Raw genomic sequence first — 19,698 nt, 5'->3', positions numbered from 1 at the left:
ACCCCTTAAAGAAGGCTTACGTGATTAGGGTATAAGGGATTGGGATTACCGTCTTTTTGGTAGCGTTTGATCATCCAAGTACAACTGGGTTCTAAACTACTATGCGTCAATAAAAACGAAACTAAATCGTACACATCATCGGGTAATATGGGGTAATGCCTATAGAATTGCTCTATTTCCTTAACCGTTTTAGGAGGATCCGATTGCAGACGAAGTAGTAATTCCTTCATAAAAATCAAAATTTCTTTACCTTTGGCCAATGACTAAATATACGCTATTGCTAGTATTTTTCAAAAAAATAAATACAAGGCTTTTCTTGCACTACTTCATAATATATATTCGAACATACTATTGCTAAAGCTCGTGGGCGGTTGCCTCATGCTTGGCTAATTGCTAACTTGTCCTGATTGAAAACGCCTGTATTTCGATAAAAATATAAAGAATACGCCGTAGGCTATAAACCCCACTGCGGTAAGAATCATTAACAAACGGCTCCAAGAAGTTTGTTCTAAAAAAGCAAAGGCATCTTGAATTCCTTTAATTTCTCGGTTGCCCGAATAAAAGCCGGCACGCAAAAAGAAATAGGCAATGATTAAAACCACAAAGGCACGGGCATAAAAACCAAATTTTCCTATCGCTCTGATGAGCCTATAGTGTTTTTGACCTTCTAAATTAAATTGATCGAGTAGCCCGCCACGAAAAGCACCGCGAATGAGCACTATGCCTTGCACCGCTAAGACTATACCAACCAAGATAAAGCCGTAAGTCAGAGTGGTCGAACCGATGAATTGCGCATAGGAAGTGCTTTGATCTCCTGTATAATCTTGAGTGAATAAATGATAAAAGGCCAATGCGGCCACTCCGGTGTACACTAGACCAGTAGTAAATAATCCGAATCGCTGTAGTATTGCTTGGCGTTCTTTGCCCTTTTGTTCGGGATCATAAATACTTTGAATAAACATCCAAACCGAGTAGCACACCAAACCGCTGCCCAATAAAAAGAGAAGCGTACGTCCAAAAGCTTGTTGTTTTAAAAAAGATAAAGCTTGATTGGTACCCGAGCTTTGTCCGCCTAATTCTAGCGCTGCCAACAGGGATAAGACACCGATAATAACGTAGATTAATCCTTTGGATACAAAACCAATAGCGGCTAAAACTTTAAAAGATTTTTTCAAGATAATTATTGCTAAGGCCTAATAAAAGTTTCCTGTTTACTACAAATGTAATCAAATTTTGATTGGCGTATAGCATTGTAACCCACACAAAAGCTAAAGCTTGAGATTAAAAAAAGAGGCTTTCGCCTCTTTTTTTTAAATATGTTTTTGCACAAAATCGCGAAAAACCGACTTGTGGCGTTCCAAGTCCAATTCGGGAGCTAAGGAAACGCGTACAATATAATCTTTATCGGTTTCTTTGGTAGTTCCTTGGGTTGAGGTGGCTGGGATAGTCCAATAACAACCTTTCAACTGCCCATAACTCACACAATATTTGCTTTCCTCAGGAATTTGCGTGATCATCATCTGTATCAGCTTATGGTTTAATGCTCTTTTATGGGTTTCACGTTCTTGATGCGTATCGCCTTTGGTAGGCAGATCTAATGAAAATACCGATGGGGTAAATCCGCGTTGCGCTAAATCTTCAGAAACAAAATTAATTTTGGCTTCAGGAAACTCTTTTTCAATAAAGGCAACAAATGCACGGGTATTTTTATAAGCTTTCTCAATACGCTCAAGCATACTGGGTAGCTGTTCGGCTAACTTAGCATACTGTCTGGCGGTAGCCTCATTGTCGCACAGTGTCAAATGCGTGGCTATTTTACTCATCATCGCTTGAGATTGCTGGTTACCCACACAATAACCGGCTGTACATTTTCCCCCGCTAGGGAATTTAGATCCGCTGGCATAAGCCAAAGCATAGCCTTCCGCTAGAATATTATTGTTGTTTTTATCGCTTTGCTGACTTAAAAAGGGAACATTGGGACAAAACGTTTGGTCCAATATAAAAACGGGAGCGATGGCAGACGTACCGCTTGGGGTTTGTCTAGATTTTCGTAAAGCTGCGGCTAAACCTTCTAAATTAGGTACTTCTACTCTTGGGTTGGTAGGAATTTCGGCAATGATATAAGGTACTGCGTCTTCTTTCGCTAGTTGACTCAAAACCTGCTCTACACTGCTTACCATGTCATTATCTCGATCAACGGGTAAATCTACAATACTAACCTGATCTAAACTTTGGACTAACCTGCGCGCTTGATCATTGGTGCCGCCATAGCAATTTGGAGGTACAATAAATTTTATCGGTTTGCCCGGATGTTGTTCTTGAGCATAATCCACCAATCCCATCATAATGGCGTATTGCATCGATAATCCAGATGAGGCAACCAGAACTTCTCCATTTGTACCCGTTATCGACCGAATGTTATCGGCTACCTCTTTTTGATTAGAAGCTTGGTGATTTTCGGGTTGTTCTAAAGGTTCATTTGCCAATCGTTGTAATCCGCGGTAAGCGTTTAACGGAGTAATGGCTACAGTTTCGCGCCTTCTAACATGCTGTATTGCCGCTATGCTCGACTCTTCTTGATTAGGACCAATATATAGAACGCTACCTAGTGCGGCATCTAATCCTACTAGGTAATCTATCGGGCTATCAGTAGCGGTTAAAACCGACTGTTGTGCCGTCCAATCAAAATTGCTTTCAACATAAACCAAACTTGCTGATGCTTGATAACCAGGGGTGTCTTGAATTTGGCTGGGGTCTTTTACCGGCAACCACTCTATTTGGTAACTATAAACTTTTTGTATTAAGTCTTGATCTAGTGCGGCGGGTAAGGCTCCGCTATAAGCGATTTGGGTAACTTTACCGGCCAAACTGTTGGTGCGGGCTATGGCTAAAAGCGGCATACTTAAAGATTGAAAACAAATCACTCGATCTGCCGATAATCCTTGTAATTGAGCCAAACTCCACTCCAATACACTAGACAACGGATGCCCCAAGCGAATGTAATCATAAGCCGTTGGCAATTGCGCCAGCCTTTCGGTAAATGCTGCTCCGCTAATTTCTGAGTTCATTAATTCTTCAAAGGCTTGCAAAAATTGTATCTTAGCCTGATCTTCTTGATAAATATCTAGCCGATGCGTAGTTAATTTTAACCAATCTGTGGGTGTATGGGCTAGTATGTGTTTTAATTGTTGTTGTATATTTTTTTGCTCCATTTTGTGTTGCTGTTCTTTGCGGTGCAATTTACAATAATTGCCTTGTTCTATAAAACCATTGTGCTATAGATAGGCTTAACACCTTGTTAAAGTGCCTTAATTTGTCAAAGTTAATTTTGCTAAATGTAGTAGTTTTTGCTCACTGGGTTGCCTTAAAACCTCCAATGTAGCCCTGCATAGAAGTTGCGCTCGGGGGCCGGATTGAAATAGCGTTTTCCAAAAGCATTGATGTCGTTCCCTAGACTGTAGCGCTCATTTAAAAGATTATCTACCCCTGCAAATAAGCGAATACTGTTTAAGACTCCTAAGCTTTGTTGCCAATTGAGTTGTAATTGAACCAAATGAAAGGCCTCGCTAAAAACGGTATTGGCATCGTTTAACGGGATGCTCGAAGTGTATCTATGGTTAAGCGCCATACTCCAAGGTTTTCCTATCGCTAAATTTAAGCTATTGGCCAGCATCCAGTCGGGTACAGAAGTTACGGAATTACCGCTATAATTGTTTTCTTTAACGATGTAGCGCTCAAATTCATGTTGATTATAAGTAAGTGCCGTATGCCACTGCAAATTATGCAATAACCGAGAGCTGTCTTTTGGCAAGAGCCTAAACTCACCCGTTAATTCAATTCCGTTTTGCTTTAATTCGCCTGCATTGACAAAATACTCATTTCCAGCGGCATTGAGCTGCCTTACAATTCCCGATTGAATAGGGTAGGTGTAGGCGCTTAGGTCTAGCACCAACCATTGTTTGGGGTGTTGAAACCTAAAACCTATCTCATAATTTACACCTTCTTCGGCCTTTAGATCGGTGTTGATTTGATTGGTAGAAGAACGAACTTCGGCCAGTGTGGGTGCAGAAAATCCTTTGGCCACCGACGCACGCATACTCCATTGCCGATTAAAGGAAAAACGACCCGCTATCCTGGGCATCCAAATAGCATCATATTTTACTTCGCCTCGGGCACGAGCGCTAGTAGGAAAATGGGTGGTGTAGCCCAAGGTAAAATTATGGTAACCCAAAGATGTTTCTAGGCTGAGTTTTTCTTTCCAGCCGATTTGTGTACGTAAAAAATAGTTTTGCCTGCTGTTGGTTAGATCATCTTGTGCTTGTAGTCTTTGTGGTTCTCCTTGGTTGTTGTCAAAATTTTCAAGCGCATAACAACCTTTTTGCCCTTCGTAACCTAGCTGTGCCTCAAAATGCCAAGTAGTAGCGATTTGATTTTGGTAAGAAAGATAAGTGCGCAAGCCGATATTTTCTTCTTTACGGAATTCATAATTGGTAATAAACGGATTTTTAAAATCGGTAGAAGAACCAAATAAACTGACTTGATGTTGCCAATGTTTACTGATGGTAATCTGATGGGTTATACCGCCAAGCAGACTTCGGTTTTGAATGCCGGCTTCCTGAGTTTCGGCTGATGGAAATCGGCTCGATGCGGGTCGGGCCATACGCGGTTGTTCCTCTAGTTGCTCTGAGGTTAAGCCTCCGGGCGTTTCATAATGCAAGTCGGTGTACAAAAGCAAGAAACGCAACTCACTATGCGCCGCATATTGGTAGCGGTGGGCGGTTTGTAAACTTTTTTTACTTAGCGCACTATGGTCACGGTAACCGTCTGATTGTTGATACATTTGATCGATAGAAAAAGAATACCGCTTATAACTTCTTTGCAGACTAAAGCGCTCTCGAAACAAGCCATATGCTCCACCACCCAAACTTAATTGTTGTTTGTTTTCACGAACCTTAAAGCCTTTGGGTTCAAGACGAATCACCCCACCAGAATTGGCTCCATATAAAGAGGCATTAGGACCTTTTAATACTTGCACTTGAGCGAGTGCCGCAGGGTCAATTAAATTGATATAGGTGTTTCCACTGGCATCGGTAAGCGGAAAATCACCAAGATAAACCTGTAAATTACGCACTCCAAAAGGCGAACGGATTAAATTTCCGCGTAAAGCGATGCGATAACTGCCCGGTGAACGCTCTTCCATACGCAAACCGGCCACTTGGTTCAAGGCGGGTACCAAACTACCAGTATAAGTAGCCGAAAGCTGAGGCTGACCAACGACCTGTGCCGTCGCATTTAACTGCTTCAGCGGCTGTTGTGGGTTATGTGCAATAATATGCACGCTATTAAGAGCATCAACGGCGGTACTGTCTTGATTTTGGGCGCTCGCGCTCCCCAATCCTAAAACGCTTAATCCGCCCAGAAGCACGAAAAGTTGTATCGATGGTACAGAACGAGAAGTAAAATAGCTTGCTAGACGCTTTACTAACGGATTAGAAAAGACAGTATACAAGATTTATTTCTTTTGAATAACAAATAACTTTCCGCTTTGACTTATTGCGTATAATTTACCATCCCTAGTTTCGGTAATCGCTCTAAATCGTTCGCCTTTATCGGCTAACAGACGTTCTTCGCCCACCACACGATTGTCTTCAATTACCAAACGCGCAATGTGTTGGCTGCTTAATCCGGCCAGAAAAAGGTTGTTTTGCCACTCAGGAATTGCATCGCCAGAATAAAAGCTCATGCCACTAGGAGAGAGTACAGGATCCCAGTAATATACCGGTTGCTCCATGCCTTCTTTTTGTTGTATCGGCGGATCGCCAATTTCGGCACCACTGTATTCTACCCCGTAGGTAATAACGGGCCAACCGTAGTTCTTTCCGGGCTCAATAAGATTGAGTTCATCACCACCACGGGGTCCAAATTCATTGCTCCACAGCGCTCGAGTCTCAGGATGTATGGCTAAGCCTTGCGGATTGCGGTGCCCGTAGCTGTAAATTTCGGGTAAAGCCCCAGGTTGATCCATAAACGGATTGGTAGCTACTGCTTGTCCATCTCTTGTAATGCGAATTATTTTTCCGAATGAAGTGCCTAAATCCTGAGCTTTTACTCGGGTTTGCTTATCGGAGCGTTCGCCGATGCTCACCAATAAATTTCCTTCATCGTCAAATAGTATCCGTCCGCCATAATGCAAACGCCCATCGTAGGTAGGACTGGCACGGTAAATAACTTGTACTTGTTCTATTTTATCGGCGCCTTGAGGCAGCTTTCCTTTTGCCACAGCCGTATGATTACCATCGGCTACCCGCTCGGTAAAGGTCCAGAAAACCATACGGTCTTGTTCAAATTCGGGAGAAAGACACAGGCCCAGCATTCCGCCTTGACCGCGATCATCTACGTCGGGAAATCCTTTAATATCTTGAAGTATTTCACCTGTTTCCGGATTTAGCAAGCGCATAAAACCTTTATTTTCGGTAAGCAGTAAGTTACCATCGGGCATGGGCGTGATACCCCAAGGCTCTTGCAACTTATCGCTGCGTAAAATCACCTCATAATTGGTTTGGGTCTGCACTTGTGGTGCGCGGGTTTGGCCTTCAAAAGCCGGCGCATAATGCGCATTGTCGGGTTTAGGAGGGGTGTTTTTATGTGTTAAACTGTCTTGTGCAGCAGCAGTGGGTGTAGCTTGTGGGTTCTTTGGTTTACAGGCCAATAAACTTAAAGCGGAAAGGGCCAAGGCAAAAAACATTTTCATAGGTTGGACTTTAGTGGGTTGAAATACAAACTTAAATAATAATCGGCAGTAAATCCGCCAAAGCCTTGTATATTAACAGCTTGTTAGGAATGCTATAGGCATCTTATTTTATATTTTTAAAACTTTAACATATTAAAAGCTTGTGTTGGAAATAAAGATGGTATGTTTGCATCACATTAGAAACCACTTCAAATTCTAAGTAGTAGTTTATATCATTATTTGTTTTTCGAGTTCAACTCGCATTCTTATCGATTTTATTTCCTTTTTACTTTTTAATATTTGTTTTTTATCTAATTGAAGGATGTTTAACATTCTGAGAGTTGATGAGCTGGTAGTTTGAAAAAATAGGTTGCTGATGTATTTATAATAACAAATTAATATTTAGTAAAATGCAAGAAGGTACAGTAAAATTCTTTAACAACACAAAAGGATTTGGATTCATTAAATCAAACGAAACAGGTGAGGATATTTTTGTTCACAGTACAGGTTTAATCGATGAAATTAGAGAAGATGACAAAGTTCAATTCAACACCGAAAACGGTAGAAAAGGATTGAACGCGGTAAACGTTGAGGTAATCGACTAATTCCGCTTATAAGTTAAGTGCTTTTTACAGCAATTGTAAGAAGTACTTCACAAAGCTTCAAGTACAAGAAACCCCCAAATAATTTGGGGGTTTTTTTATGGCTATACTTACCGATAGCAAAGCCTCAAAATCAAATAAATCTTCCCAGAAAGCTCTTACCAGTACTTTTTCTTTCATTTGCTGTGGGCATAATCTTCCGCTGGTTTTCTGGTTGCGCACCTCAATGTAAATCATTCTTTTTAAACCTGCAATTCTACTACTTCGGCTCGAGCGCCAAACCGCAGGGGTAAGATGCTGGTGCCAATTCCTTTCGAAACATACATAGGGTAACCGCCTTGGCTATACCAACCGCTTAAATACTTACCGCTTCCTCTAGGTTTAAAGGGGATCCACCCAAAAAAGTTCAATTGCCCCCCATGGGTATGACCGGCTAGCAATGCGTGCAAAGTAAAATTGGGTGGCTGTGCCATTACTTGATCGCGAAAAGCTGGGCAGTGACATAAAAGCAAGTTAACCTCTTGCCGAACGTAGTCTTGTGTGGTTTTGGTCCAATCTGGCGAACCGGCCACCAAATCGTCTACACCCAAAATACCAATGCGGCGTCCTTTAAGGGTAAATTGAGTGTGCGAATTGATTAACAATTGCACACCGTAGCTAGTATATAAATTTTTAAGCTGACTTAAATTCACTTTTCCCCAGTATTCCCAATTACCTAGAATCGCTACTTTAGGTAAGCTTTTGGGTAGTAAAGCTAGAAATTCTTCTAAGGCGGTTAAGCCTTTTTGCTCATCGATAACGTCGCCCGTGAGCACCAATAAGTCGAAGGATTGCGTATTAATTTTTTCAGCTATTTTACGTTGACGGCGACTGAGTTGCCGCATATGTAAATCGCTGATTTGCAACACGCGAATAGGGTGTTTTGATGCGCTAGGCAGCATGTGAACACTCCAATCGAGAATATAGCGTTCAAACCAATACATATCCCCTAACAAGACGCCCGCAAGTGCTAAAAGAGAACCCCTAATGAATTTTCTTCGGCTAAGTTTTGACTTTTTCATAAACCAGCTCCAAGTTATGCATTTTTAGTTAATTAGACTACCGCTTAAACTAATATTTCATCTACAACCAGTTCTAAAAAATAGAAATTATAAGTGCTCTAGAGGTGGCTCTGCCCTAAGTAGATTATCTTTGTCAAAAAAAAAAGATGCGTAATTTACCGCTTTCGGCTTTAAGCCTGATTTTATTATTATGGGTTTCTCCCATTTGTGCACAGCATTGTGAGGATGTGGCGTCCCAAGACTTGTCTATAGATCGCAATCAGATTCCTGGCAAAACCATGGGCCAAAAACTAGAGAGTTTGTTGTTCTGGAACAATGAAGAAAAGTTAAACCGCTTTGGAAAAATGCATCGATTGTTTCCTAGTATAGCTGTACCCGCTTCCGCGGAAGCGAAATCACTTACCAAAGCCGATGAATGGTTTCAAGAAGAAAAGCAACAGCAAGCGATAAGACGTTATATGCAAGACAACCAGCTTACGGGTTTATTGGTTTGGCAAGACGGCCACATTCGATTAGAGCGTTATGCTGCGCCTTTAAAAGCAGATGGAGTATGGACCAGCTTTTCGGTGGCAAAATCAATTACTTCTATGCTGTTGGGCGTGGCGCTAAAACAAGGCGATATTCAACATCTTGATGATAAGCTTAAAACCTATGTGCCAGAGTTAGCGGGTTATGACTATGGTGAGGTAAGTTTGCGGCAATTGGTAAGCATGACTTCGGGCATAGCTTGGAACGAAGACTACCAAGATCCCGAATCTGATGTTGCCCGTATGTACCAAGGCGAATGCCAAGGTAGGGAAGCCCATATATTAAGCTATATGAAGCAATTAAAGAAAGTGCATGAACCTGGGGAGGTATGGAATTATAATACGGGTGAAACCGATTTGCTGGGTATTGTTTTACAAAAAGCCACGGGACAAAGTTTGGCGAGCTATCTTGCTGAACACATTTGGCAAAAATACGGCATGCAAGATTGTGCCTTTTGGCTTACCGACGAGTGTAGCGGTTTAAATATAGGGGGCAGTGGGCTATCGGCAAGCTTGCGTGATTTTGCGCGTTTGGGTCTTGTTATGATGCAAGAAGAAAGAAAAAGCACCGGCTTACTAGCCGATGTATACCGCCAAAATGCGAGTAAAGCCCTGTACCAAACCCAAGCAGATGGGAGTGGTTATGGTTATTTATGGTGGCGTATCACGCATAGTGCCTATGCAGCCGCCGGAATTTTTGGTCAGTTTCTTTATTTGAATCCGAGTAAAAACTTGGTAGTGGTGCAATTGGGAGCCTGGCCAAAAGCGGGTACTAAAGAATTGGTGCAGCGACGTATGAATTTCATCAAACAAATCGAAGCACAAATCGATTAAATTCTAGGGGCGCAACGCGCGCAATGCGATTCGCCGCTAAGTGTTCCATTTTCATCTAAGTTATATCCGCAACAGTTCACCAAAGCCTCTTGCAACCAAGCCTTGGCTCGGCGTATGCGTGCTTTTACATTGGCTAAACTAAGCCCTAGTATAGCAGCGGTTTCTTGTTGTTTTTTGCCGGAAATAAAACATAATTTTACCACCTCTTGGTAAGATGGAGGCAGCTCGCTTAAAAAGTGTTCCCAACAGCATGGGGTAAAGGCAGCGTTGCTTTCGACTACTGCCTCGTTTTCCAATAAAAGTAGATGCGTTTTTTGCTGAGCGAAATAGGTATAAACTTCATTACGGGCAATTTGAAACAACCAAGCTTTAGCTTTTTTATCGTATCGCAGTTGGTGTTTTTTAAGATGTGCTCGTAAAAAGGTATTTTGTAAAATATCTTTACTGGCCTCGGGCTGCTTTACCCATTTTAAGATAAAGTAGTAAATCGGTTTTTTGTATTCTTCCCAAAGTTCTTTTGTAAGCATAAAACAATATAAAAAAGCTTGGTTAAAAAACCAAGCTTTTGGTTTAACAACAAGTGCATTGGCTGCATTCACAACGATCACAAGGACAGTTCTTTTGCGCGCAGTTCACGCAATTACATTTTTTACATTCGCATTGTGTGCATGTGCAAGTATTCATAATTTTTTGTTTTTAGGTTTCATGAAGTAGATAGAAAAGTGACTAAAAAGATACACTGAAATCCAACTTTTTTTAATATCGTACAGATTTGTTCTTTTTTTGTTCTAGTCTAAAGGCTAGCGCACTAATAGTTTAAATTTATTTTTGGGTGATGCAGCCCACTACAAGCTTTTAAGTTTTAGGAAGATAGGACAAACAATTAAATGTTGGCGCATAGCATTTAACTCATAATTTTTTGTTAATTTAGTAAACGTAGTACAATCCCTATATCGATGTAATAGGGAGTAGGGCGCATATTGCAGCTTTTGTTAACATAATACCTTAAACCAATACTAGCCATGAAAAACCTAATAGTCTTATTTTTATTATGCTTTGCTTTGGGCTGTAACACAGTCGAGAAAAACAAGCTTGCCGTATTAACTGGCAACAATTTGCAGGCGGTGGGGTTTTTAAATCAATCGGTATATTTACCAGCTGGTTTCCAGCCCGTGCACAAGGAGGATAATAAGGCTGCAGCCGAATATTTGGCTAATTTTGATGCTAATAGTGTACTCTTTGTAGATCGGCAAAATGGGGTGAATAGCATTACGTTTATGCCGGCCGATTATACCAAATTGTCTAAACCCTTAATCAATTATTATGTAAACGATCTCGAAAGGCATTTTTCTAAAGAAGGATTGGCTATGCAACGCTTAGAGGCCAAAATGTTGCGTTATGGTAGCGCCGAAATCATTAAAATAAAATACCTTCAGGCGCTTGAAGAGGCGCAGGCTTATATCACCCAGTATGTGGTGAGCCACGATTTGGAGACCTATATTATTTTGGTTCGCCACCAAGAAAATCAGGATTTCCTCGCTATCTTAAAAAGCAATTTCAACGTGTAAACTCAGTACTATGGCAACGCGACCAAAATACCTAAGCGGAAAATATGTTTTTATCATTTCACTTTTAGTCCTTGGGCTCAGTGTGGTTTTGGTTTACAGTATAGGACTTTCGTTTGATAAAAGACTAGGGACGAAGATCTACACTGCCCTAAGTCTAATAGCTTCTTGCTTGTTTTTATTTATGACCTATGGGCTTTATACAGGTATAGGACTTATAGACGACTTCCCCAAATTTAAGCATTTTAAACGCGGCCATTTTTTTGAGCATATCACACCCGAAAAGTATGAAATGCCACAGATTGATACAGGCGATGGCATTGCAGGCTTGTTTTTATCGGTTATTTTATGGATTGCCATGACCATTCTTTGTCTGGTCATGTTACTTTTTTTAGAAATCTTTTTTTGGTTCTCTCTATTTGTTTTAATCACCTTGCTGTATTGGGTGTTTTTTAGAGCAATGCGCATGGTTTTTAGAAAATCTAAAGACACCCAAAAAGATTTAGGTCTGTCGCTGCTGTACGCGAGCATCTATACATTCTTATATGTGGGCTGGTTGTATGGGGTAGTTTATCTTTACGAGTTCTGGTTGGTACAGTAAGTAGCGTACTCCGTACATTTAGGTGGTTTAATGTCGCTTACGCGGATGGTAAGAATCGCCCTCAAATAAAGAAAACCATAGTTGCTTTTAGCGATAGCTTATTTTGCCTTGCTCGGTTATTATCCATTTAAATCTATCTTCTTTTTTTCTCCATTTCTTGTGTAGAAGAACAACTTTTATCTAGCCCACTACCAGCATTTTTTAAAAACGATTTAAAGGCGATTTCTATTTAAAATGCCTTGTGAAAAATAGAAGGATAAGCATATTTTTTAAAATACTACCGCTACTTTTTATCTTATCTTCAAAGCCTTTTAAACAAAAGCCTTTGAAGAGGTAATAAAATATTGTACAATTTTTACTCAAAAATTGTACAATATTTATATAAAAGTTGTACAATATTTTTTCGAAAATTGTATAACTTTTGTAAATTAGTTGCTGATCAAAAGATTAATTGTACAGCAACTTTTAATTAAGTGTACCGTAACTTTATTTTGTTTTACCCTTTAATACTAAAAAATATGCCTATTCAATACCGTATTGGAAAACGAAAAAACAATTTAGATCCGTCTAAGTCATTGCGCTATATGATGCAAGCCGTGCATACGGGAGAAATAGATACGGAGCGTTTGGCTTATGAAATCAGTAATGAATCTACGCTAAGTCAAGCTGATGTGGTAGCGGTTTTAAAAGCTTTAGGCCAGAAGGTGCAGTTTCACTTGTCTGAAGGCAGAGTGGTTGAACTCGATAATTTGGGTCGGTTTAAGGTAGGATTTAAATCGGAGTCTACCACCACAATTCGGGAATTATCGCCCAAAAAGGTAAAGAAATTCCATATCAATTTCCAACCAAGTCGATCTTTAAAAAAATGGCTTAGAGGCAAGCCTACGCTGGTTAAAGAGCCAAAATCAAAAACTAATTCTAAAGCTTAGTGGCTAGGCAACATAAATTTGGAGAGAGAGGTTATTTATCTTAAAGCTTAGAGTGCCAATTCCGCGTAAAGCGGGAAATGATCAGAGCCTATACTGGGTAGGCGTTCTAAGGTTTTTACTCGAAAGCCTTCGGTCGTAAAAATATGATCTAGAGGCCAACGCATATACCATTTTTGGGTGTGAAAACTGGGGAATACCCCGCGACCTACGCGCACATCTTTTAAAAGATCTTCGGTTTGGGTTAGCGGGTCAACATACGACCAAACCACATCGTTCATATCGCCTATCACCAAACAAGCTTGTTGGTTTTGCTTAATCATTCGGCCCATTTTAATCAATTCTTTTTCTTGTTGGCCTTTGTTATCGGGGAGGTGTTCAAAATGCTTAGGCGGTACGGGATGCATATTGTACAAGGTAAAGCGCTTGCCAGATGCTAATTCCATTTCGGTGATAATTGAAGGTACATGCTCATTATTCAGGTAATGCACCTGGGCATTTTTCCAAGGTATTTTACTGTAAAGCGCCATACCGTAGGCTTTTTCATTGATCGCTTTTTTAACATAAGGGTAATCCTTGGCTAATGATTTTACGGCTTGATCCCAACGGGCATTGACTTCCATAAGCAAAACCAAATCGGGTTGTTTTTCTTTAATCAAATCAAGCAGGGCTTGGTGTTGGGTGTTTTTCATTTTAACATTGCTCAAAAAAACAGAAAACACTTGGTCTTTAGCCGTTATATTTTCGGCTTGTGGTACGTCTTTCGGACTTAAGATGGTATAAGGTAATAGGTACCTCAGGTTAAGACCTAAGCCCACTATAAGACAAGCCATAATCACATATTGTGTTAATTTATGCTTATGCGGAATTAAAGCGATGAGTACAAAACCAACTAGGGCAGTAAAAAAAAGTTGAATGCGCGGAAAGTCTAAAAATTTGAGGTACCTCCATTCGGTATTTCTAAAAACCGAAAGTATACTGGCTAAGGCGATGAGTATGGCTAAACCATCAAAGACAATTCGTACTACTTTTTTCCAATTCCCCATTTACTTATTTTAAAGGTTGATAAAAGGGTTGTTAAGCCGCTGCGCTGCAAAGCCTTTTGTGTTTTGCTCCTTAAAGCTAAAGATTTATTTTGCTTTTAAAATTGGAATTAAGAAAAATTTATCAGCTTAAAGCTAAACAACTTAGGTTTTTAAATAGGCATGCTTTACACCGAAAGCGGTCATAATACTCTCTTGTAACAAGGCTGTGAGTTAAACATCTGCTAGGTAGATAGTATTATAACCTATTGATTGGCTGCGTATTATTAAGCTTGGTAGGATTAGCCAAAATTAAAAAAATAGTTAAGCTTTGCGTTTATACCAAAAGCATTGTATATCTTTGTAGCGCAATGAACAGCTTTTTTTATAAAATAACGGCTTGGGTGATGAGTGTGGTGCTTTTAGCATCTACCTTTTCATTAACGGTAAATATGCATTACTGTGGAGACACCTTGGTCGAGAAAGTGGTTTGGGCCAAAGCAGCGGGTTGTGGTATGGAAATGAATCAGCCTACTACCGATGGCTGCTCTATCGATAAACCGAATTGCTGCGATAATACTCAAGAAACCATTGCAGGGCAAGATGAATTGCCACAGCAAAGCGATCAGTTGAGTTGGAACAAGCAAGTGTTTGTTGCTACCTTGGTTTATACTTATAGTCAGTTATTCGCTGAGCCTACTACAAAAGTGGTCCCTTTTAGAACCTACAAACCACCACTGGTCGTCAAGCCTATCTATAAGCTAGACGAGACTTACCTCATTTGATTTATTAAACAGTTTTTTAACGCGCCCTGTGCTTTTGCACCCTGGGCTGCCTGCTTTTTTATGCCTTTAGGGCAACACCAATGTCTAACTGTTTAATAATCAAAGCCAATGCTCAATAAAAGCATCAAATTTTTAATAGAAAACAAACTCGTAGCAGTTCTGCTACTCGTCCTTTTTGTAGGATGGGGAACGGTTAATGCACCTTTCAATAGGGATACTGGTTTCTTACCAAGTAATCCAGTTGCTGTAGATGCCATACCAGATATAGGCGAAAACCAACAAATCGTTTTTACCAAATGGGATGGACGTTCGCCACAAGATATAGAAGACCAAATTACCTATCCATTAACCACATCATTATTGGGTATTCCTGGAGTAAAAACCATTCGTAGTTCCTCTATGTTTGGCTTTTCAAGTATCTATATCATTTTTGAAGAGGATATAGAATTTTACTGGAGTAGAAGTCGTATTCTCGAAAAACTTAATTCCTTACCAAGTGGTTTATTGCCCGAAGGTGTTAATCCTGCTTTGGGTCCAGATGCAACAGGATTAGGACAAATATTTTGGTACACACTTGAAGGTCGTGATGAGAACGGTAATGTAACAGGTGGTTGGGATTTACACGAATTACGTAGTATTCAAGATTACTATGTTAAATATGCCTTGTCCTCTGCAAGCGGTGTTTCTGAAGTTGCATCAATTGGTGGTTATGTTCAAGAGTACCAAGTGGATGTAAACCCAGAACTAATGCGTCAATATAACATTGGGTTACATCATATTGTTAAAGCTGTAAAAGAAAGTAATAAGGATATTGGCGCACAAACCTTGGAAATTAACCAAGCTGAATATTTAGTTCGTGGTTTGGGGTATGTAAAATCCATTGCAGATATTGAAAATGCTGTAGTTGATTCTGAAAATTTCACTTCAATAAAAATTAAAGACATTGGAAAAGTTTCATTAGGTCCAGCAACAAGACGAGGTTTATTGGATAAAGAAGGTGCTGAAGTTGTTGGTGCTGTTGTGGTGGCTCGTTATGGAGCAAACCCAATGGAAGTCATTAATAACGTAAAGGAAAAAATTAATGAATTAAGTGCAGGATTACCTTCAAAAGTTTTGGCAGATGGAAGAACATCACAAGTTACCATAGTGCCTTTTTATGACAGAACAGAATTGATACAAGAAACTTTAGGTACACTCAATGAAGCCTTAACTCTTGAAATATTGATTACCATTTTGGTTATAATCATTATGGTGTTTAATCTTCGAGCATCGGTATTGATTTCGGGATTATTACCAGTTGCAGTCTTAATGGTATTTATTGCGATGAAACTCTTTGGCGTCGATGCTAGTATTGTCGCATTATCTGGTATTGCTATTGCTATTGGTACAATGGTCGATGTTGGTGTTATACTATCAGAAAATATCATTCGGCATTTAGATGAAGATGATGGAACACAATCCATTAATACAGTAGTTTACAACGCAACAGCCGAAGTTTCTGGTGCAATCGTAACCGCAGTTATGACAACTATTATCAGTTTCATTCCTGTATTTACAATGATTGGAGCGGAAGGAAAACTATTCAGACCATTAGCCTTCACAAAGACTTTTGCATTAACAACTTCTATAATAGTAGCGTTGTTTTTAATTCCACCGTTTGCTGCATTCTTATTCCGAAAGAAAAGCATTAAAAATACTTTTAAATATGTTTTAAATGCTGTTTTAATAGCATTAGGTATCGCTGCAATTATCTATGGGTATTGGTTAGGGTTAATATTAATAGCTTTTGGAATTACAGCAGGTCTTAATCTTCAAAATAAGATAACAGACAAACAAGCGAATCTTATCAATATCATTATTTCAGCATCAGCTATAGTATTCTTGTTAGCCGAATATTGGAGACCATTAGGCGTTGATAAAAGCATTTTCTGGAATCTTATTTTCGTGAGTGTTATTTGCTTTGGTTTATTAGGTGTTTTCTCATTATTTATAAAATACTACACACGCATTTTAAGGTGGTGTTTAGATAATAAGCTACTCTTTTTGTCTGTCCCAACAGCAATTGTCATTGCAGGTTTTTTCATTATGAAAAATACAGGCAAAGAGTTTATGCCATCTTTAAATGAAGGCTCATTTCTACTAATGCCAACCTCGATGCCTCATTCTGGCGTGGAAGAAAATAAACGTGTTTTACAGCAATTGGATATGGCAGTAGCCAGTATTCCAGAGATTGAAACCGTAGTTGGTAAAGCAGGTAGAACAGAATCAGCGTTAGACCCAGCACCTTTGTCGATGTATGAAAATATCATTCAGTATAAACCAGAATATATGCTGAATGAAAACGGAGTACGCCAACGCTATAAAGTCAATGATGATGGTGAATATGTGTTAAAAAACGGAATGTCATTGCGAGCGGAACAGCGTGAAGCGTGGCAATCTCTTAAAGCAAAAGAACAACTCATTCCAGACGATGATGGCGAGTTCTACCGTAATTGGCGACCAGAAATACAGTCACCGGACGATATTTGGAATGAAATTGTAAAAGTGACCAAATTACCAGGCGTAACGTCTGCACCAAAGCTACAACCTATTGAAACCCGATTGGTAATGTTGCAAACAGGAATGCGAGCACCAATGGGTATTAAAATAAAAGGACAAGATTTAAAGCAGATTGAAGCGTTTGGAATGCGATTAGAAGATATTTTAAAACAAGCTGAAGGTGTAAAAGATGAAGCTGTTTTTGCAGACCGTATTGTAGGTAAACCCTATTTGTTAATTGATATTGATAGAGAGAAAATTGCTCGTTATGGCGTAACCATTGAGGAAGTTCAAAATGTTTTGAAAGTGGCTGTTGGAGGTATGGTATTAACACAGACAGTAGAAGGTCGTGAGCGTTATGGTGTTAGAGTTCGTTACCCAAGAGAATTAAGAGCAAATCCAACCGATTTAAAACAAATCTATGTGCCTGTTGAAAAAGGTAGTCCTGTACCTTTAAGCGAATTGGCAACCATTCGTTATGAGCAAGGTCCACAAGTGATTAAAAGTGAAGACACCTTTTTAGTAGGCTATGTGTTGTTTGATAAAATGGATGGTTTTGCAGAAGTTAATGTGGTAGAAAATGCCCAAGCCTTAATTCAAGAAAAAATAAATAATGGCGAATTAGTAGTTCCAAAAGGTATTAACTACCAATTTACAGGAACATACGAAAATCAGTTGCGAGCCGAAAAAACCTTGTCGGTTGTTGTGCCTTTAGCATTAGCAATTATTTTCTTAATTCTGTATTTCCAATTCCGTTCTGTAGGTACGTCATTAATGGTATTTACAGGTATTGCAGTAGCATTTGCAGGTGGTTTTATTATGATCTGGTTGTATGGTCAAGGATGGTTTTTAAACTTTAATTTCTTTGGCGAAAATCTACGTGATTTATTCCAAATACACCCAATTAATTTAAGTGTTGCAGTCTGGGTAGGGTTTATTGCACTATTCGGAATTGCAACCGATGATGGTGTAGTTATGGCAACCTATTTAACTCAAACATTCGGTAGAAATACACCGGATAATAAAAAGGAAGTAAGAGCATCTGTTGTAGAAGCAGGAGAAAAACGTATCAGACCTTGTTTAATGACTACAGCTACGACCATTTTAGCATTATTACCAGTATTAACATCTACAGGAAGAGGTAGTGATATTATGATACCTATGGCAATACCAAGTTTTGGTGGAATGCTTATAGCCTTAATCACTTTGTTTGTTGTACCAGTATTGTATAGCTGGAAAGCAGAAGTTCAACTTAAAAGAACATCAAAATGAAATATAAATCAATACAAATAAAAATCGTCTTGGCTCTTGGCTCTTGTTTCTTGAGTCTTTTTGCGAATGCTCAACAATTAGAAATACTTATCGATGAAGCCTTAACAAACAATCCAGAAATTCAAAAGTTTGAGTTACAATACAAAAGAGCTTCCGAAAAGGTAAACGAGGTCAACACCATTCCTAATACCGAATTTGGTGTTGGTTATTTTGTGAGTGAGCCAGAAACACGAACAGGTGCACAACGCTTTAAAGTATCTGCTAAACAAATGTTACCGTGGTTTGGGACTATTACTTCGAGAGAAAATTACGTGAGTTCATTGGCAGATGCTAAATACGAAGACATTGTCATCGCAAAGCGAAAACTAATGGCTTCGGTATCACAATCCTATTATAATCTATACGCTAACAAAGCAAAGCAAGAGGTTTTAACTGAAAACATCAAACTATTAGAAACTTATGAAACGTTGGCATTAACTTCTGTAGAGGTTGGTAAAGCATCCGCAGTAGATGTGTTGCGATTGCAAATGCGTCAGAACGAAATGCAACAATTAAAAGACGTATTGCAACAACAATTTTTAGCAGAACAAACTAACTTCAATAATCTATTGAATAGAGGTAATGATGTTACCGTGAATGTGGTAGATAGTTTAATGATACCTTCTGAAGACTTTGATATTACTTTTGAAAAATTAGTATTACATCCTGAATTACTAAAATTTGATAAACTCTATCAATCCATAGAGCAATCAGAATTATTGAATCAAAAAGAAAGCAGTCCAATGATTGGTTTTGGATTAGATTATATCAATGTTGCTGAAAGACCAAATATGGATTTCAGCGATAACGGAAAGGATATTGTAATGCCAATGGTTTCGGTATCTATCCCAATTTTCAATAAGAAATATAAATCCCAAACCAAACAAAATGATTTGCAACAGCAGGAAATTACTGCTCAAAAACAGGAACGTTTAAATGCATTGGAAACGCTTTTAGACAAAGCGAATAACGAACGCATTTCTGCAAGAATAAGTTATGCTACCCAAACCAAAAACCTACAGCAAGCCAAAGATGCAGAAGACATTTTAATCAAAAGCTATGAAACAGGAACGATTGATTTTAATGATGTTTTGGATATTCAAGAGTTGCAGCTAAAGTTTCAAATGAACCAAATAGAATCTGTGAAGACCTACTATGTGCAAAGTACAATCATTAATTATTTAATTCAGTAAACA

At 39.2% G+C, this 19,698-nt stretch carries 17 protein-coding genes; 8 read left to right on the top strand and 9 right to left on the bottom strand.

The genetic code is table 11. The features are described 5' to 3' along the window. Positions 1–5: 5 nt before the first annotated feature. The 5 genes from FT993_RS04075 to FT993_RS04055 all read right to left on the bottom strand — a co-directional run bounded on the left by FT993_RS04075 (position 6) and on the right by FT993_RS04055 (position 6,751). On the bottom strand, positions 6–230 hold the full coding sequence (locus FT993_RS04075) for a hypothetical protein (RefSeq protein ID WP_147861268.1): 225 nt from the start codon (positions 228–230) through the stop codon (positions 6–8). A gap of 156 nt (positions 231–386) precedes the next feature. Next, the gene (locus tag FT993_RS04070) at positions 387–1,175 is read right to left on the bottom strand and encodes a DUF1206 domain-containing protein (protein ID WP_147861267.1); all 789 of its coding nucleotides are present in this window, start codon (positions 1,173–1,175) and stop codon (positions 387–389) included. Positions 1,176–1,310: 135 nt separating this feature from the next. Then, positions 1,311–3,212 (bottom strand): PLP-dependent transferase, encoded by a 1,902-nt coding sequence (locus tag FT993_RS04065; RefSeq protein ID WP_147861266.1) that lies wholly within the window; start codon positions 3,210–3,212, stop codon positions 1,311–1,313. Between the two features lie 152 nt (positions 3,213–3,364). Further along, a complete protein-coding gene (locus tag FT993_RS04060; protein ID WP_147861265.1) occupies positions 3,365–5,509 on the bottom strand; it encodes a TonB-dependent receptor in 2,145 nt (714 codons plus the stop codon). A 3-nt stretch (positions 5,510–5,512) separates the two neighbouring features. Beyond that, a complete protein-coding gene (locus FT993_RS04055; protein ID WP_147861264.1) occupies positions 5,513–6,751 on the bottom strand; it encodes a PQQ-dependent sugar dehydrogenase in 1,239 nt (412 codons plus the stop codon). Between the two features lie 389 nt (positions 6,752–7,140). Between FT993_RS04055 and FT993_RS04050 the strand changes: the two genes are divergently transcribed. Beyond that, positions 7,141–7,335 (top strand): cold-shock protein, encoded by a 195-nt coding sequence (locus FT993_RS04050; RefSeq protein ID WP_147861263.1) that lies wholly within the window; start codon positions 7,141–7,143, stop codon positions 7,333–7,335. Between the two features lie 57 nt (positions 7,336–7,392). Here FT993_RS04050 and FT993_RS12275 read toward each other — a convergent pair whose 3' ends face one another. Together FT993_RS12275 and FT993_RS04045 are read right to left on the bottom strand one after the other, a co-directional pair. Continuing rightward, positions 7,393–7,569: a hypothetical protein gene (locus FT993_RS12275; protein WP_187240750.1), complete on the bottom strand. Its 177-nt coding sequence runs from the start codon at positions 7,567–7,569 to the stop codon at positions 7,393–7,395. 5 nt (positions 7,570–7,574) lie between these two features. Continuing rightward, a complete protein-coding gene (locus FT993_RS04045) occupies positions 7,575–8,393 on the bottom strand; it encodes a metallophosphoesterase (RefSeq protein ID WP_147861262.1) in 819 nt (272 codons plus the stop codon). 146 nt (positions 8,394–8,539) lie between these two features. Between FT993_RS04045 and FT993_RS04040 the strand changes: the two genes are divergently transcribed. Then, the gene (locus FT993_RS04040) at positions 8,540–9,754 is read left to right on the top strand and encodes a serine hydrolase (protein ID WP_147861261.1); all 1,215 of its coding nucleotides are present in this window, start codon (positions 8,540–8,542) and stop codon (positions 9,752–9,754) included. Here FT993_RS04040 and FT993_RS04035 read toward each other — a convergent pair. Next, the gene (locus FT993_RS04035; protein ID WP_147861260.1) at positions 9,751–10,281 is read right to left on the bottom strand and encodes a sigma factor-like helix-turn-helix DNA-binding protein; all 531 of its coding nucleotides are present in this window, start codon (positions 10,279–10,281) and stop codon (positions 9,751–9,753) included. The genes FT993_RS04040 and FT993_RS04035 overlap by 4 nt on opposite strands. A 495-nt stretch (positions 10,282–10,776) precedes the next feature. Here FT993_RS04035 and FT993_RS04030 point away from each other — a divergent pair, with 495 nt between their 5' ends. From FT993_RS04030 to FT993_RS04020, 3 genes are all read left to right on the top strand, one after another. After that, on the top strand, positions 10,777–11,322 hold the full coding sequence (locus tag FT993_RS04030; RefSeq protein WP_147861259.1) for a hypothetical protein: 546 nt from the start codon (positions 10,777–10,779) through the stop codon (positions 11,320–11,322). Positions 11,323–11,332: 10 nt separating this feature from the next. Next, on the top strand, positions 11,333–11,920 hold the full coding sequence (locus FT993_RS04025; RefSeq protein ID WP_147861258.1) for a hypothetical protein: 588 nt from the start codon (positions 11,333–11,335) through the stop codon (positions 11,918–11,920). Between the two features lie 518 nt (positions 11,921–12,438). Next, complete coding sequence (locus FT993_RS04020) at positions 12,439–12,849, top strand: HU family DNA-binding protein (RefSeq protein WP_147861257.1); 411 nt, start codon at positions 12,439–12,441, stop codon at positions 12,847–12,849. A 47-nt stretch (positions 12,850–12,896) separates the two neighbouring features. Here the strand turns inward: FT993_RS04020 and FT993_RS04015 are convergent, their stop codons facing one another. Beyond that, positions 12,897–13,892, bottom strand: a complete 996-nt coding sequence (locus FT993_RS04015) for an endonuclease/exonuclease/phosphatase family protein (RefSeq protein ID WP_147861256.1) — start codon at positions 13,890–13,892, stop codon at positions 12,897–12,899. A gap of 347 nt (positions 13,893–14,239) precedes the next feature. On the opposite strand from FT993_RS04015, the gene FT993_RS04010 reads away from it, so the two are divergent. The 3 genes from FT993_RS04010 to FT993_RS04000 all read left to right on the top strand — a co-directional run bounded on the left by FT993_RS04010 (position 14,240) and on the right by FT993_RS04000 (position 19,695). Continuing rightward, entirely contained in the window at positions 14,240–14,653 is a 414-nt protein-coding gene (locus FT993_RS04010) for a hypothetical protein (protein WP_255504417.1), read from the top strand. A 108-nt stretch (positions 14,654–14,761) separates the two neighbouring features. Further along, entirely contained in the window at positions 14,762–18,463 is a 3,702-nt protein-coding gene (locus FT993_RS04005) for an efflux RND transporter permease subunit (RefSeq protein WP_147861255.1), read from the top strand. Beyond that, positions 18,460–19,695: a TolC family protein gene (locus FT993_RS04000; RefSeq protein ID WP_036122977.1), complete on the top strand. Its 1,236-nt coding sequence runs from the start codon at positions 18,460–18,462 to the stop codon at positions 19,693–19,695. Before FT993_RS04005 ends, FT993_RS04000 begins: the two co-directional genes overlap by 4 nt. The last annotated feature ends 3 nt before the right edge of the window (positions 19,696–19,698 follow it).

The organism is Mesonia sp. HuA40 (assembly GCF_008017835.1).
Lineage (GTDB): Bacteria > Bacteroidota > Bacteroidia > Flavobacteriales > Flavobacteriaceae > Mesonia.
Note: the sequence above shows the minus strand (reverse complement) of the source record. Positions and strands in the feature narration are given on the sequence as shown.